At 53.1% G+C, this 15,377-nt stretch carries 17 protein-coding genes and 1 pseudogene; 13 read left to right on the forward strand and 5 right to left on the reverse strand.

Translation table 11 applies throughout. The annotated features are described in order from the left end of the window. Positions 1 to 39 precede the first annotated feature (39 nt). Positions 40 to 936: a beta/alpha barrel domain-containing protein gene (locus tag BTJ39_RS02970; RefSeq protein WP_078001163.1), complete on the forward strand. Its 897-nt coding sequence runs from the start codon at positions 40 to 42 to the stop codon at positions 934 to 936. Positions 937 to 984: 48 nt separating this feature from the next. On the opposite strand, the gene BTJ39_RS02975 is transcribed toward BTJ39_RS02970, so the two are convergent. Then, the gene (locus BTJ39_RS02975; RefSeq protein WP_078001164.1) at positions 985 to 1,899 is read right to left on the reverse strand and encodes a LysR substrate-binding domain-containing protein; all 915 of its coding nucleotides are present in this window, start codon (positions 1,897 to 1,899) and stop codon (positions 985 to 987) included. Between the two features lie 104 nt (positions 1,900 to 2,003). Here BTJ39_RS02975 and metC point away from each other — a divergent pair, with 104 nt between their 5' ends. The 12 genes and pseudogenes from metC (at position 2,004) to BTJ39_RS03035 (ending at position 12,348) form a co-directional block, all read left to right on the forward strand. Beyond that, complete coding sequence (metC, locus tag BTJ39_RS02980) at positions 2,004 to 3,155, forward strand: cystathionine beta-lyase (RefSeq protein ID WP_078001165.1); 1,152 nt, start codon at positions 2,004 to 2,006, stop codon at positions 3,153 to 3,155. A gap of 31 nt (positions 3,156 to 3,186) precedes the next feature. Then, entirely contained in the window at positions 3,187 to 4,008 is an 822-nt protein-coding gene (locus BTJ39_RS02985) for a transporter substrate-binding domain-containing protein (protein WP_078001166.1), read from the forward strand. Next, positions 4,008 to 4,658, forward strand: a complete 651-nt coding sequence (locus tag BTJ39_RS02990; protein ID WP_078001167.1) for an amino acid ABC transporter permease — start codon at positions 4,008 to 4,010, stop codon at positions 4,656 to 4,658. Before BTJ39_RS02985 ends, BTJ39_RS02990 begins: the two co-directional genes overlap by 1 nt. After that, entirely contained in the window at positions 4,655 to 5,419 is a 765-nt protein-coding gene (locus BTJ39_RS02995) for an amino acid ABC transporter ATP-binding protein (protein WP_078001168.1), read from the forward strand. The genes BTJ39_RS02990 and BTJ39_RS02995 overlap by 4 nt, the downstream gene beginning before the upstream one ends. A 415-nt stretch (positions 5,420 to 5,834) precedes the next feature. Then, positions 5,835 to 7,406 (forward strand): BglG family transcription antiterminator, encoded by a 1,572-nt coding sequence (locus tag BTJ39_RS03000; protein ID WP_078001169.1) that lies wholly within the window; start codon positions 5,835 to 5,837, stop codon positions 7,404 to 7,406. A gap of 10 nt (positions 7,407 to 7,416) precedes the next feature. Then, positions 7,417 to 7,887: a PTS sugar transporter subunit IIA gene (locus BTJ39_RS03005; protein ID WP_078001170.1), complete on the forward strand. Its 471-nt coding sequence runs from the start codon at positions 7,417 to 7,419 to the stop codon at positions 7,885 to 7,887. A 20-nt stretch (positions 7,888 to 7,907) separates the two neighbouring features. Then, entirely contained in the window at positions 7,908 to 8,222 is a 315-nt protein-coding gene (locus BTJ39_RS03010) for a PTS fructose transporter subunit IIB (protein ID WP_078001171.1), read from the forward strand. A gap of 23 nt (positions 8,223 to 8,245) precedes the next feature. Then, positions 8,246 to 9,337 (forward strand): PTS fructose transporter subunit IIC, encoded by a 1,092-nt coding sequence (locus BTJ39_RS03015; RefSeq protein WP_078001172.1) that lies wholly within the window; start codon positions 8,246 to 8,248, stop codon positions 9,335 to 9,337. An 11-nt stretch (positions 9,338 to 9,348) separates the two neighbouring features. Then, a complete protein-coding gene (locus tag BTJ39_RS03020) occupies positions 9,349 to 10,203 on the forward strand; it encodes a class II fructose-bisphosphate aldolase (protein WP_078001173.1) in 855 nt (284 codons plus the stop codon). A 79-nt stretch (positions 10,204 to 10,282) separates the two neighbouring features. Further along, complete coding sequence (locus tag BTJ39_RS03025) at positions 10,283 to 11,143, forward strand: ketose-bisphosphate aldolase (RefSeq protein WP_078001174.1); 861 nt, start codon at positions 10,283 to 10,285, stop codon at positions 11,141 to 11,143. 48 nt (positions 11,144 to 11,191) lie between these two features. Continuing rightward, positions 11,192 to 11,572: pseudogene (locus tag BTJ39_RS03030) on the forward strand (ROK family protein); the annotation flags it as partial. Positions 11,573 to 11,670: 98 nt separating this feature from the next. Then, positions 11,671 to 12,348 (forward strand): D-lyxose/D-mannose family sugar isomerase, encoded by a 678-nt coding sequence (locus BTJ39_RS03035; RefSeq protein ID WP_078001175.1) that lies wholly within the window; start codon positions 11,671 to 11,673, stop codon positions 12,346 to 12,348. 59 nt (positions 12,349 to 12,407) lie between these two features. Here the strand turns inward: BTJ39_RS03035 and BTJ39_RS03040 are convergent, their stop codons facing one another. The 4 genes from BTJ39_RS03040 to BTJ39_RS03055 are packed head-to-tail and all read right to left on the reverse strand — an operon-like array spanning position 12,408 to position 15,368. Continuing rightward, positions 12,408 to 13,205 (reverse strand): transporter substrate-binding domain-containing protein, encoded by a 798-nt coding sequence (locus BTJ39_RS03040; protein ID WP_078001176.1) that lies wholly within the window; start codon positions 13,203 to 13,205, stop codon positions 12,408 to 12,410. Positions 13,206 to 13,247: 42 nt separating this feature from the next. Further along, entirely contained in the window at positions 13,248 to 13,973 is a 726-nt protein-coding gene (locus BTJ39_RS03045) for an amino acid ABC transporter ATP-binding protein (protein ID WP_078001177.1), read from the reverse strand. Positions 13,974 to 13,991: 18 nt separating this feature from the next. Then, on the reverse strand, positions 13,992 to 14,678 hold the full coding sequence (locus BTJ39_RS03050) for an amino acid ABC transporter permease (protein ID WP_078001178.1): 687 nt from the start codon (positions 14,676 to 14,678) through the stop codon (positions 13,992 to 13,994). A 12-nt stretch (positions 14,679 to 14,690) separates the two neighbouring features. After that, positions 14,691 to 15,368 carry an amino acid ABC transporter permease gene (locus BTJ39_RS03055; protein WP_078001179.1) on the reverse strand — a complete coding sequence of 226 codons (678 nt, stop codon included), beginning with the start codon at positions 15,366 to 15,368 and terminating at the stop codon, positions 14,691 to 14,693. Positions 15,369 to 15,377: the final 9 nt, after the last annotated feature.

The following is a 15,377-nucleotide window of genomic DNA, read 5'->3' on the forward strand; positions in this document are numbered from 1 at the left end:
CGGGTGCTGAATATTATTTATTACATGAGGAGTGAACTGATGAACACAATGACAACTGCGGAACGTCGTGGTTACCAGATGATTTGCGATGCCCAGGGATCAATGATGGTTGTTGCCTGCGACCAGCGTGGCGGCATGAGAACCCTACTGGCGGAGAGCGCCGAAGAGCAGGCAAAGATCAGTAATGAGACGCTGGGTAAGACCAAATACGACATTACCCGTTACCTGGCGGCGGAAGCGGGCTGCGTGCTGCTCGATCCGCTGTGTGCGGTGCCTGGCATTATTGATGAGCGCATTTTACCGCGTAATACCGGGCTGCTGGTTGGTCTGGATGCTTCAGGTTGGGAAACCTCGGCCGAAGGCTATCGTATTTCAACCATGGTTGAAGGCGTCAATGCCCGCAAAGTGCGTGAGCTGGGCGCCACCGGCGGGAAAATCATGATCTATCTGCGTAGCGATAAGCCAGAAGCCAATAGCGCCAACCTGGCGACGCTGCGTAAGGTGATCGAAGATTTCGCCCGGGAGGACGTTTTCCTGGTGGTTGAATTCCTTACCTACAGGCTGGAAAACGAAACGAAGGAAGCCTACGAGAGTAAAATTCCTCAGCTGATCGAGGACGGCTGCCGGGCCTGTATTGAGTGCGGTTCCAAAGTGCTGAAAATTCCCTATCCGGGTACGGAAGCGGCCTGCGCGAAAGTGACTGAAATATGCGGCGATATCCCTTGGGCGGTGTTATCAGCGGGGGTGGACCATAGCACGTTCCTCAAGCAGGTCGATATCTCTTTGCGCAACGGGGCATCAGGCGTTATCGCCGGGCGCTCGCTGTGGAAAGATTGCATCTCTCTTGATCGCAATATTTCAAAAGAAAAGCTGTCTTCAATTGCCGTTTCACGGCTGCGGGATATTCAGCAACTGCTGGCTAAGTACCGTAAATAAGCGCGCGTAGTCGTGACGACCGGCCGCTGGCTTAATGCCCGGCCGGCATTAAGCTCTTGCCATATGCTGACGCATCGCACGCATATCTTTATCCAACTGAATACGTAGCGTTCGCATAAATTCGCGGGCGTTTTCCGACAGCGGTTTGCCGGGGCGAAAAATCATCAGGCCGGCGAAGTTAACCACGCTGCTAAACGGGCGAATAACCAAATCAGTGTGCATAAAGTCCCAGGCGACGATCGGATTGACCAGGCCGACGCCGGAACCCAGACGCGCCATTTCGCAAATGGTCAATGAATAGGGCGTTTCGACCCGTACCGGGAGGCTCAGGCCAAGATGCTCCATCAGACGATTAAGCTGCTGCTGACTGCTGTCTTCGGGACTGAGCGCCAGAAAGTCAGTACGGGCTAAATCGGCCGGATGAATGATTTTCCGCTGCGCCAGCGGATGATTTTTTGCCATAACCACCACGCCCTCCGCTTTCAGAAAAGGCGAGTGTTCCAGCCCGCCGGGCGGAATTTCATCGGCCATCAGTCCGAAATCAACCTGACCTGCCATCACCTGCTGATAGACCTCGCGCGAGCTGAGTACTTTGAGCGAAATTTGAATATTGCGCTGTTCAAGGTCAAAGCTGGCAATCGCCCGTGGCAGAAACAAATTTCCCAGCGCCGGATAGGCCGCAATGGTCAGTCTGCCGAGGCCCAGTTCGCTGAGCGAGCGCAGGCGATGTGCTATCGCTTCCATTCCAATAAAGTGTTGATCGACATCTACCATCAGGGCAGTGGCTTCCTGGGTTGGCAATAGCCGGCCGCGTACGCGGGCAAACAGTTTTAGTCCGGCATTTTCTTCCAGTTTGCGTATCGCCTGGCTGACCGCCGGCTGCGAAATATCTAGCTTTTCTGCCGCGCGGCTGGTGCTTCCCGTCAGCATGACGGCGCGAAAAATCTCAATTTCACGGTACATGAAAAGTTATAACCTCTGCTTATAGGGTAAATAATTTCACGTATTGCTGGATGCATAACTATCACTGAAAATCGGCATTAGCAAATCCCTTTGGAATCTAAAAAATGCAATATATCGATCCTGCTAAGCAAAAGTTTGCCAGCCTCTCTCCCGCCGTATGGCGTGCATCGACGGTGGTGTTTGATACTTTTGAAGAGTTTGCCGAGCGTAAGCAGCGCCAGCCCGATGGCTACAGTTATGGCATCACCGGCACGCCTACCGCGCGTGAACTTGAGCGGCGCGTGGCCGCGCTGGAAAATGGTCGTCACTGCGTGGTTGTGCCCTCCGGACAGGCGGCGCTGATGGTGTCAGTGATGGCGTTTGTGCGCGGTGGCGATCATCTGTTGATCTCTGATTCCTGCTACGGCGCGCTTAAAACCTTTGCCCGCAGCTGGCTGAGTCAGATGGGCGTTGACGTTGAGTTTTATCCCCCGACGATTGATGGCGCGATTGAAACGCTGATCCGCCCGAACACCCGCATGATTTGTATGGAAGCGCCTGGCACCGTGACGATGGAGATGCAGGACGTGGCTGCGGTAACGGCGGTGGCCAAAAAATATGGCGTTAAAACCATGCTGGATAATACCTGGGCCAGCCCGCTCTATTTTCGCCCGCTGGATCACGGCGTTGACCTGTCAATTGAGGCGGCGACTAAGATGTTTGGTGGCCATTCAGACCTGCTGATGGGCACCATCAGTTTGAATAATGCCGATGACTACGCCGTGCTGCGTGAAACCCAAAGCATTATGGGGCTGAACACCAGTCCGGAAGATTGCTTTCTGGTACTGCGCGGGCTGGAAACCTTCTCTTTACGTATGCAGCATCAGAGCGCGTCTACGCGTAAAGTTGCGGACTGGCTGGCAGCGCAGCCACAGATTGACAGCGTGTTGTTTCCGGTGCTGGAAAGCGATCCGGGGCATGAGATCTGGAAAAAACAGTTTAGCGGCAATGGCTGCCTGTTCTCTTTTATCTTCCGTCCGGCGAAAGAACAGGCCATTAGCGCCTTTTTCAATGCGCTCAACCATTTTCCCATCGGCGCGAGCTGGGGCGGTACTCATAGCCTGATTGCTTACTATCCGGCCAGCCAGCAGCAGGCAAGAGCTTTTACGCCAACCCAGCAGGCGATTATTCGAATTTCCATCGGGCTTGAAGACCCGGAACTGCTTATTGCGGATCTGAAGCAGGCGCTTAGCGCCTGGCAACAGGCTGCCGGTTAGTTTTCTCACACAAAACGACAAGGGTATAACAATGAAAACGCAACTCCGTTTTATGGCCCTCACGCTGAGTGCGGTGCTTTCCCTGAGCAGTGTCGCCTTCGCCGCTGATAATTCGCTGGCCGACATACGGGCCAAAGGTGAAATCCGTATTGCTAACACCCAGGCAAGCCCGCCGTGGAGCTTTATTAACGATCGGGACCAGCCGGACGGTTATGACGTCGCGATGGCAAAGGAAGTTGCAAAACGTATTGGTATTGCGCGCGTTACCTTTATTGCCGACACCTTTAAAAATTTTGTCGAAGGGCTGAAAACTGACAAGTATGACCTGGTGATGAACGATCTGACGCCGACTCCTGAGCGTGAGAAACAGGTGGACTTTTCTGAGCCCTATGGCGTAGAGGAGTTTCGCATCTACGTCCTCAACAGCAACGAGGATATCCATCAGCAGTCCGACCTCGACGGCAAGAAAGTGGGTGCCACGGCGGGGACCACCAATGAATCCTGGTCAAGGGAACACCTGACTAAATCCGATATTCTGGCCTATGACAATGGCGGGCTGGTGTTCAACGACCTGGCGAATGGGCGGATTGATGTGGTGATCTCTTCTTACTTCGGCGGGGAGCGCTACAAAAAAGCCAATAATCTGCCGATTAAAGCCGTGGGGCAGCCATTGACCTATCAGCTGTCTGCCGCCGCGTTGCCAAAAGGCCATGACAGCCTGAAAGCCGCCATCGATCAGGCCATCCAGGCGATGATTGCCGATGGTACGGTCAGCAAACTGTCGCAAAAATATATCGGCCCGGACTATCAGATGGTCGCTGACATTGTGAAAGCCAAAGCCGAGGTTAAGTAATGTATGAACTTTTTCTGCGTGCGCTGCCGCTGCTGCAGCAGGCGGTAATAATGACGCTGGGGCTGGGCCTCAGCGCATTTGTGCTGGGCAGCGTGTTGGGGATGGCTATCGCGCTGATGCGTAATTCAACCCTCCGCCTGCTGCGCATTGTGGCGTTCAGCTATGTCTCCATTTTTCGCGGTACGCCACTGCTGGTACAAATTCTGCTGATCTATTTTGGCCTGCCGAGGCTCGGTATTACCCTCAACCCGGTTCCGTCAGCGCTGACGGCGCTGACGTTGTTTTCCGCCTCCTACCTGAGCGAAAACTTTCGCTCAGGTATCAACAGCGTCGATAAGGGACAGTGGGAAGCATGCATGTCGATGGGCATGGGCTACTGGACCTGCCTGCGGCGTATTATTCTGCCGCAGGCATTTCGCATTGCGCTGCCGCCGCTGGGAAGCCGGCTGATCGCGCTGATGAAAGATACCTCGCTGGCGTCCACCGTGACGGTAATGGAACTGACGCGCGTTGCCGAACAGGTGGGAGCCACAACGTTTCGCTATATGGAAATGTTTCTGATGGTCGGATTCATTTACTGGATAATTAACCAGATTCTGACCCTTCTTCAAACCTGGCTGGAAGGCCATCTGACGAGGTATATGCGATGAGTCAAGACAGCCCAAAAGTCGCCGTCACCTCGCTGGTCAAATCCTTTGACAAACTGCCGGTACTGCGCGATGTCAATCTTGAGGTTTACGCCGGTGAGGTGGTGGTCATTCTTGGCCCCTCCGGTTCAGGGAAAACCACGCTGCTGCGTTCGTTAAACTTCCTTGAGCAGCCTGATAGCGGCACGATCCGGGTGTGCGGGCATGGTATCAGCATTGCCCGTGGCCAGCCGCTGTCGCGTGAAGATAAGCAGCAGATAACCCAGCTGCGTCAGAAAACGGCGATGGTATTTCAGGCGTTCAACCTTTTCCCGCATAAGACCGCGTTGGAAAACGTCACTGAAGGACTTATCAGCGTGCGTAAAATGGAGAAATCTCAGGCCATCGCACGCGGCAGGGCGCTGCTTAAACAGGTGGGGCTGGCGGAGAAGGCCGATAGCTACCCGGCTAAGCTTTCCGGTGGTCAGAAGCAGCGTGTCGCCATCGCCCGGGGTCTGGCGATGGAGCCTGAGGTGATTTTTTTTGATGAACCGACGTCGGCGCTGGACCCGGAACTGCGCGATGAGGTGCTGAGCGTGATGCGCCAGCTGGCCGGAGCCGGCATGACGATGATTGTCGTTACCCATGAGTTACGCTTTGCCCGCGAGGTGGCCGACCGGGTGATCTTTATGGAAGGTGGGGCGATCGTCGCCAATGAAAAGCCGGCGGTTTTCTTTGATGACGGTGCCAGCCCGCGCATCAAACAGTTTTTGAACCGTTATTAGCTTTTTCGCCTGAGTGTGCTGCGTCATCGGGCCGGAGTCGATGGCGCGGCAGCGGTCTGCTATTTGTTCACGCTATTATTTACGTTTGCTACTCTGTTTCAGCCTTCAGCATTTTCTCTCCGCATCGCTATCAGTGTTTATCCGATAAGTAATAAATTTTATTTTAATGCTGCCGGATTGAATTTATGTGCCAGTTTGAGATCGTGGTCACATATATTTAACCGAAAAGTGTGATCTGAATTATCAATTCCAGCTATTTACTCTTCCTGTGTTGTTTTTGTCCTGATGGACGGACAAAATTTAGTATTGTTATTCACTCCTTGCCTTCCTATATTTATCCTCAGTTATTTTTACCTGGCTCGCATGGTATAGCGAACTTAATTAATATTAATCTGGTATGTAATAAGGGTAAATAATGCAAGTGATTACCTCGCGACAGAGCAGATTATTGAAGTTCCTCTTATCGAAAAAGGAATATGTTACGCTATTGAAAATTTCAGAACATCTGAACGTTTCAGCGAAAACTATTCAACGTGATTTACGCTTTCTTGAACAATGGTTGTCAGAATGGAAAATAGGGCTTGATAAGCGCTCAGGGTCCGGTGTTATGCTGATAACCAATAATTTCACTGACCTTTTGCAATTAGAACATTTTCTTAGCGGTGAAGTTGATGAAATAGATGTAATGATGAATAACTCCAGACGGGTCAAAATTGCTTCGCAGTTATTAAGCGAAACGCCGAAAGAAACCTCGATAAATAAACTTTCTGAACGTTATTTCATCAGCAGCGCCTCAATTGTTAATGATTTAAAAGTTATTGAATCCTGGATAGCACCGCTGGATTTAACGCTTATTCGCAGCCAGAGCGGCACCCATATTGAAGGCAGTGAAACCAGCGTGCGTCAGGCGATGGCTTCGTTGATTAATGGCATTATTAATCATAATGAGCCAGGCGCTATTATTCACTCGCGACTGGATTCTGGCAGTTATAAAGCGTTAATAAACTATTTTGGCGAGGAGGACGTTCTATTTGTCCAGTCATTACTTCAGGAAATGGAGCGTAAACTAAGCTGGTCGCTGGGAGAACCTTATTACGTCAATATCTTTACCCATATTTTGATTATGATGTATCGCATAACGCGCGGTAACGCTTTGCCGCGCCTTGAGCAGGGGCATCAGCTATTTGATGAATCTATTTTTAGTGTTGCTAAAAATATGCTGCAAAAGATTGAAGCGCGTATCGCGCATCCTCTGCCGGAAGATGAAAGCTGGTTTATTTATCAGTACATCATCTCCTCGGGCGTGGTGGTTGAAGAGCGTAATGATGTCAGCATGATGCGCTACATGCATTCCAGCGATGAAGCCCGACAGATTACCACCCGACTGATTGCCGTCTTTTCGGTCATGATCGATATCGATCTAACCGGCGACAGCGCGCTATATGAGGGGCTGCTTATTCATATTAAGCCGCTGATTAACCGCCTTAATTATCGTATCTATATTCGTAATCCGCTGCTGGAAGAAATTAAAGACGAATTAACCGACGTCTGGCCGCTTACCCAGCGAGCGGTAAATCAGGTTTTCAGCAGTTGGGGAAAGCAGGCAGTTTCTGATGATGAAATTGGTTATCTCACCGTCCATTTTCAGGCGGCGCTGGAAAGACAGGTTGTCAAAAAGCGTGTTCTGCTGGTGTGTTCAACCGGTATTGGCACGTCACATCTGCTGAAAAGTCGGGTGCTGAGAGCCTTTCCGGACTGGACTATCGTTGGCGTGATGCCGGCAGCCAGCCTGAATGCTCTCCAGCCGCAGGACAATATTGAACTGGTGATCTCAACGATTAATCTGCCGGATTTCGCTTTGCCGGTGGTGTATGTCAGCGCGTTTTTTAATGATGCAGACATTAGACGAGTTACCGAGAAGGTTATCACTGAGAAATTACACCATGCGGCAATGTCTGCCGCTGGCAATAAAATTTTATATCCATGAGGTGAGGAATATGGACATAAGCAAGATTTTAAACACCAAACGCGTCCTGCTCGATATGAACGCCACCAATAAAGCTGAAGCTATCGAAGAGCTTACTGACTTATTACATAAAGATGGTGCGATCAGCTGCCGGGAAACGTTTATTCAGGATGTCTGGCAGCGCGAGTCCGAAGGATCAACCGGCTTTGAAAATCATATTGCAATCCCGCATGGAAAATCGTCTGCCGTGGTGAATACTACCCTGGCAATCGGCCGCACCCGACAGGATATTGCCTGGGAAACGTTGGATGGCAGTCACGTACGCTGCATTATTTTGTTTGCCGTCCGTCTGGAAGATCAAAACACTACCCATATTCGCCTGCTCTCCCAGGTCGCCGGAGCGCTGGCTGATGATGACGTAATTGAACAGCTACTCAAAGAAACCAGTCCGCAAAAGATTATTGATTTATTCAGTCAATATGCTGAGTCGGATGTTTGCTAACAATAACACTGGAGTCTGAGATGAATATTGTCTGTGTTGCCGCCTGTACCGCGGGTATTGCTCATACCTATATCGCACGAGAGAAGTTAATTAAAGGCGCGAAAGCGCTGGGCCACAATATCAAAGTTGAAACTCAGGGAACTATTGGTACTGAGAATGAGCTTGCTGCTGAAGACATTGCCGCTGCGGATGTCGTTATTCTTGCTGTTGATGTGAAAATTAAGGGTGAAGAGCGATTTAAAAATAAACGGATCGTCAGAGTAAAAACCGAAGTGGTTATTAAGTCGCCGATTCAGTTTATCGAAAAGGTCGAGAAATCATTGGCCAATGCCTGATCCTTATTCTGGAGGGATCTACCATGAGTGAGAATAAAACCCCCATCACGCAGGAAATTAAAAAGCATTTGTTAACTGGTATTTCATGGATGATACCGCTGATTGTCGCCGCCGGGATCTGTATCGCTCTCGGCCAGGTGTTTGGTGGCACCAACGTGGCAGAAAAAGTCGGCACCATCCCCTGGATGCTCAACCAAATCGGCGGTTGGGGAATGGGGCTGATTGTGCCGCTGATCTGCGCCGCCATCGCCTACTCGATTGCTGATCGTCCGGGTTTTGCGCCGGGGCTGATCGTGGGGTTTGTCTGCGGACAGAGCCACACCGGCTTTATCGGCGGCATGTTAGGCGGCTTTCTGGTGGGCTATACGGTACTGCTGCTTAAGCACTATATCCGCCTGCCGAAATCGATGCAGGGGCTGATGCCGGTTATGATATTGCCGGTATTAAGCACCGTTATTAGCGGTCTGCTGATGATGACCCTGATAGGTAAGCCGATTGCCATGCTGCAGGAAGCGCTGATCCATATGCTGCAGTCAATTCAGGGCGGTTCGCGTTTCCTGCTGGGCGCTATTCTCGGCGCGATGGCAACCTTCGATTTCGGTGGCCCGGTGAATAAAACCATGTCGCTGTTTGCCGACGGACTGCTGGTAAGCGGCGTCTACGGGCCGGAGGCGGTGAAGTTTGCCGGCTCAATGATCCCGCCATTTGGCATAACCCTGTCATTCCTGCTAACCCGGCATAAATATACCCGCGCCGAAACCGAGGCACTAAAGGCCGCATTCCCCATGGGGATCTGCATGATAACCGAAGGCGTGATCCCGATTGCCGCCCGCGATCTGCTGCGAGTAGTGGGCTCCTGCGTCGTCGCTTCGGCGGTGGCCGGCGGGCTAATCATGACCTGGGAAGTCGGCAGCCCGGTGCCGCATGGTGGGATGTTTGTGGTACCGCTGTTTATCCATCCGCTGGTTTTTTGCCTGGCGCTGGCGATTGGCACGGTGATCTGCGGCGTGATGCTGTCGCTGTGGAAAAAACCGGTAACCGAGCGTGATGAGGAGTTTGACGAGCTGAATGATCAGAAAGTTAACGACGACGAAATCACCTTTACTCTCGAATAAACGGAGGCTCTATGTTTGCCGATATGAAAACGATGCTGGCCAAAGCCTGGAAGGAACGTTATGCCCTGTTAGCGATTAACTGCATGAACCTGGAAAGCGCGCGTGCAGCGGTACGGGCGGCGGAAAAATACCGTGCGCCGATTATTCTCAATCTCTATCAGGGGCATCTGGCGCACTTTCCGCCGGCAACCGCAGCGGCGGTGGTCAGAGCGCTGGCCGATGAGGCGAGCATCCCCGTGACGCTTAGCCTCGATCACGGTAAAGATCCGATCAAAATTCGTCAGGCTTTTCGCGCCGGATTCAGCGGGCTGATGATCGATGCCTCGGCGTTTCCACTGGCGGAAAATATTCGCCAGACGCGTGAGGTGACGCAGCTGGTCTCCGGCGTTGGGCCGCTGTGCGTTGAAGGCGAGCTGGGACACCTGGCGGATGCGCCGGTCTACGACCATGCGACCAATGCCGATCTGATGACGCAGCCGGCGGACGTCGCTCCCTTTATTGAGCAGACCGATATTGACCTGCTGGCGGTCTCCGTTGGTACGGCGCACGGCGTTTACGCGCCTGGAGTGAAGCCGCAAATCGATTTTGACCGTCTGGCGGAGATCCAGCGCGCTTCCAGCGTGCCGCTGGCGTTACACGGCGGTAGTGGTACACCGTTTGAACAGCTGGAGCGCTGTCCGGCGTTCGGCGTGGCGAAAATCAACGTTGGCGCCGCCTCATTTGAAGCCGGGAAGGGCGCTCTGCTGCATACCCTGTGCCACGACAGTTCGATTGAGCTGACCGATGCGCTCGCGGCGATGGAACAGGCCAGCGCCGAAGCTCTCGCCCCCTATTTGCAGGCGTCCGGCTCAATATATAAAGCCTGATTATATTTCACGATACCTTCCGTGCCAGCGCATTCGCGCCCTGGCAAGGCCTGCTACACCCTGAAACTGGAGAATAACGATGTTAGTTTCAATGAAAGAACTGCTTAAACCGACCCGCGAACATGGGTTTGCCATCGGCGCTTTTAACGTGGCGGATAGCTGTTTTATTCGCGCCGTCGTGGAGGAAGCTGAAGCAACCAACACGCCGGCGATTATTTCGATTCACCCCAGCGAACACGACTTTGTCGGCGATGCTTTTTTTGGCTACGTTCGCGAAATTACCCTGCGCAGCCGCGTGCCTTTTACTCTACATCTCGATCATGGCGCCTCGATTGAGCACGTGCAGCGTGCCATCCAGTGCGGTTTCACTTCGGTGATGATTGATGGCTCCTTGCTGCCTTACGAAGAAAACGTGGCGCTTACCTGCGAGGCGGTGCGGCTGGCGCACGCGGTTGGCGTCTCCGTTGAAGGGGAGCTTGGCACGATCGGCCAGACGGGGACTTCCGTTGAGGGGGGCGTATCGAAGGTGACCTATACCGACCCGGCGCAGGCGGAAGATTTTGTCACCCGTACCGGCGTGGATACCCTGGCGGTCGCGATCGGCACTGCGCACGGCATCTATCCGAAAGGAATGCAGCCGGAACTGCAGATGAACATTTTGCGCGATATTGCCGGACGCGTATCGATTCCGCTGGTGCTGCACGGCGGTTCGGCCAACCCGGATGCTGAGATCGCCGAGTCGGTAACCCTTGGCGTCGGAAAAATCAATATTTCAAGTGACATGAAGTATGCCTATTTCCAGAAAGCACGTGAAATTCTCGCCAGGGAGAGCTGGTGGGACCCGAATGTGATTTATCCGGAACCGATCAATGCCGCACGCGAGGTTATCCGTCACAAAATGAAGCTGTTTGGCTCAACCGGCAAGGCCAGCCTCTATTAAGGCTGCGCTAAGGCGGGGTAACCCGCCTGCTGGCATCAGGGGGCAGCGATGCAATATCTCGGTCTGGACGTTGGCGGCAGTAAGATCGCCGCCGTGGTTATGGATGAGCACGGCCGCGAGTTCGGTCGTTTTCGTTGCGCAACGCAAAAGCGTACCCGTCAGCAGTTTGTGGCGACAATCGTCGATTTTATTGCTGATATTCGCGCGCGGATTGGACAGCCGCTGACAACGGGCATCGCGCTGCCTGGTAGCATTTCGCCGCATACCGGCACCATCAGAAATGCCAACATTCAGGTCATTAACGTCTACCGGTTGCAGGATGCATTGCAGCAGCGTCTCGGCCAGCGGGTGGTGCTGGCTAATGATGGCAACTGTTTCGCTTTATCCGAGGCGTGCGATGGCGCCGGTGCCGGCTATGGGCTGGTGTTTACTGATTCTTTCACTACCCCGATTATTTCTGCGTGCCATGGCGATAGCAGCGGTATGCGTGGCGCTGCCTGGCTGGCCGTGCGCAGCGGAGGTTAAAAATGAAACGTTCACAGATAAATTATGCCATTGATAAGGCGCACGCCGTTGCTGAAACTTTTCGCGTTTGTCTGCCGGAGTTCGCCTGGTTTACCGCCGATATCTGGCCGCAAAAACTGGCTGAAGGTTGGCAGGAAGTTCATGATTTACAGCTGGGCTGGGATATCACTGATTTTGGCAGCGGCTGTTTTAATGAAACCGGCCTGACGCTACTGACGCTACGTAACGGCGCGCTAAACGATGCGCGCTATCCCAAACCTTTCGCTGAAAAAATGCTGCAGATTCAGCAGGACCAGCAGACGCCGTGGCATTTTCACTATCAAAAAATGGAGGATATTATTAACCGCGGCGGCGGCGATCTTTGTATGCAACTGGCATGGGCGACAGAGGATGAGCGGCTGGATGACCAGCGCAGCGTCAGCGTGGCGGTAGATGGCAGGCAGCGCATGCTGAAGTTCGGCGATACTCTGGTCTTGAAACCGGGGCAGGGCGTCTGTTTACCGACGCGCTTATATCATCGCTTTTGGGCCGAAAAAGGCTTTGTGCTGGGCTGGGAAATTTCGCGGGTTAATGACGATCGCCAGGACAACTGTTTTCTGCAAGCCAGTGGCCGCTTTCCGGTTATTCAGGAAGATGAGCCGATAAAGTGGCTATTGTGCAGTGAATACGGGCGGCTGTAATGCGCTTAACGCGCCGGCGATAAAAGCGCCGGGCGCGTTGTTTTGCTGGCGTTCCGCACTTATTTTCGGCTAATAATTTCGGCCGGAACCGGTTCGCCGTGATATTTCTGGTAAATAGCGCTCAGCTTGCCGTTTTTGAGGTTGGTTTCAATCCACTGGTTGAGCTTTTCCTTTAACTCCGGCTCATTTTTTCTCAGGCCAATGGCTAAATCAAAAACCGTCAGCGTCATTTTAGGCTCAAAGGCCAGCTTAGGATTCTGTTTCTTTATCTGATTAACCAACGTGGCCGAAGTGGCGACGGCATAAGCCTGGCCGCTGACGGCGGCGGTGACCAGCGTGGCATCGTCATCATAGCGCTGGATGGTGTAGCCATTTTTCATCGCGTCTTTACTGAGCATGGAATCCTGAGTGGTGCCGCGGGTAACGGTGATCGCGTGACCTTTAAGGTCGCCCCAGTCGCTGACTTTAGTCGCAGCCGGCGCGGCGATCACTGAACGTAATCCGGCATAGGCGCGGGTAAAGTCGACGACCCTTGCGCGTTCAGGCGTAACGGATAGGGTGGAAATAACAATATCCGCCTTGTTGGTCTGTAAGTTGGGGATGCGCGTCGGGCCGGTAGTTTCGATAAACTTAAGCTTTAATCCCCAGTCTTTGGCCAGCAGCTCGGCGGTTTCAACGTCGGAACCGACGGGCTTCATCGACGCATCCAGCATGCCCGAAGGCGGCAGGGACATATCGGTAGCGACGCGTAGCTCTCCGCGCTGCTGGATATCTTGCAGCGCGTTTGCCGAAGCCGGCAGCGTGATAACGGCAGACAGTAAGGTAGCGAACAGGGCGATTTTCTTTGTAGGGTTCATTATTATTTTCCTTACGGTAGTTACGGGTGATGAATTAATGGTTCAAAGATCGTTTGATACAAATTCCTGTAGCTCAACGGTTTCCGGTGTTTTCAGAATGGCGACCGTACCGCTTTCATGCACTTTCCCCTGATGCATAAAAATCACCTTATCGGCGACTTTGCGCGCGAAGTTCATCTCATGCGTCACCATAATCATGGTCATGCCGCTGCCCGCCAGACGTTCAATAACGCGCAGCACCTCGCCGGTGAGCTTGGGATCTAATGCGGAAGTCACTTCATCAAACAGCATCACTTTGGGTTTCATTGCCAGCGAACGGGCGATGGCGGCGCGCTGCTGCTGACCGCCTGAAAGCTGTTCAGGATAGCTATCGGCCTTATCCGCCAGGCCAACCTGCTCAAGTACCGATAGCGCCAGGGTTCTGGCGTCGGACCGGGCCATTTTTTTTACCGATACCGGCCCGAGGGTAATGTTTTGCTCAATGGTCAGATGGGGAAACAGGTTGTAACTCTGAAATACGATGCCGACGTCCTGGCGCAGTTTGCGCAGATCGACGTGCGGATCTTCAACGTTATGACCGCATACTTCGATGCTGCCGCCGTTGATGGTTTCCAGTCGGTCAATGCAGCGCAGCGCGGTGCTTTTACCTGAGCCACTGGCGCCGATAAGCGCCACAACCTGGCCCTGATTAACCGAAAAGGAGACGTCTTTAAGCACCTGATTGTGACCGAAACTCTTTTGCACATTGCTCAGTGTAATAATCGACATGGTGGTTACCTTCAGTACTTAATTGATTTCCGGCGCGGCCGCTTGCAGACGCCTGGCTTGCTTTTCAGATGTACCCCGCTCAAGGCGGCGGCTGAGTACCGATACCGGAAAGCAGAGGCAGAAATAGATGCCTGCAACAATGAGATAGATGATGAATGGCTGGAAGATGGAGTTATTAATCAGCTGCCCGGCGCGCGCCAGTTCAACGAATCCCACCACCGAGGCCAGTGAGGTGTTTTTGATTATCTGTACCGAAAAGCCCACGGTTGGCGGCGTAGCCAGCCTGATCGCTTGCGGTAGTATCACCTTAAACATGCGCTGGGTGCGCGACAGCGCCAGACACTCCGCCGCCTCCCACTGCGCCTTCGGCACGGACTGAATACAGCCGCGCCAGATTTCACCGAGATAGGCGCTGGCATAGATAGTCAGTGAGACGCCTGCCGCCAGCAGCGGGGAGATGGAGAAGCCCAGCTGCGGCAGACCGAAGTAGACCATAAACATAATGATCAGCAGCGGCGTTCCCTGTATCAGCTGCACCCAGGCGCTAACCAGCAGGCGCAGCGGCCGCAGGGGCGCGATGCGTCCCATGGCGATGACAAAACCCAGTAAGCCGCCGCCGCCGAACGCCATCAGCGACAGAATGGCGGTCCACAGCGTACCCTGCAGTAAAAACTGGATGTGGGCGAAATTAAGGGGAATATTCATTTTTATGCCTTCTTAGATCGGGGTGCCAAGACGGCGACGGCGTGGAAAAATCACCAGTCCGAAAAGCCAGAACCCAAGGCGCATCAGCAGCGAAAGCGCAATATAAATAGCGGCCACGATGATGAACGTCTCAAACGGTAAATAGGTTTCCGACTGAATGAAGTTAGCGGTGGCCGTTAACTCTTCAGCAGAAATTTGCGAGGTGACCGAGGAGGCGAGCATCAGCAGAATAAACTGGCTGGTCAGCGAGGGATAAACCCGCTCTATCGCCGGGCGCAGGGCAACATGCCAGTATTGCTGCCATTTGCTCAGCCCCAGCGTTTCAGCCGCTTCCCATTGCCCTTTATGAACCGATTCAAATCCGGCGCGCATGATTTCGGCGGTGTAAGCCCCCACGTTAATCGTTAAGGCAATGACGGAGACGGTGAAAGCGGTAAAGGAGAACCCCAGGCTGGAGAGACCGAAGTAAACCAGGAAGATCTGCACCAGAAAGGGCGTATTGCGGATCGACTCCACGTAGACCGCTGCGATCCTGGTAAACAGCGCTGACTGTGAGCGACGGGCGACGGCGCAGAGCGTACCGATGAGAAAACCCGTTACTGTTGTAATCAACGCCAGTTTTGCCGTCAGCAGCGCGCCGTCCAGCAGCAGCTGCCATTGCAAAAGTATTGTCGTGAAATCAAGCGTCATTACCTGTAC

It is taken from the genome of Izhakiella australiensis (assembly GCF_002006995.1).
Lineage (GTDB): Bacteria > Pseudomonadota > Gammaproteobacteria > Enterobacterales > Enterobacteriaceae > Izhakiella > Izhakiella australiensis.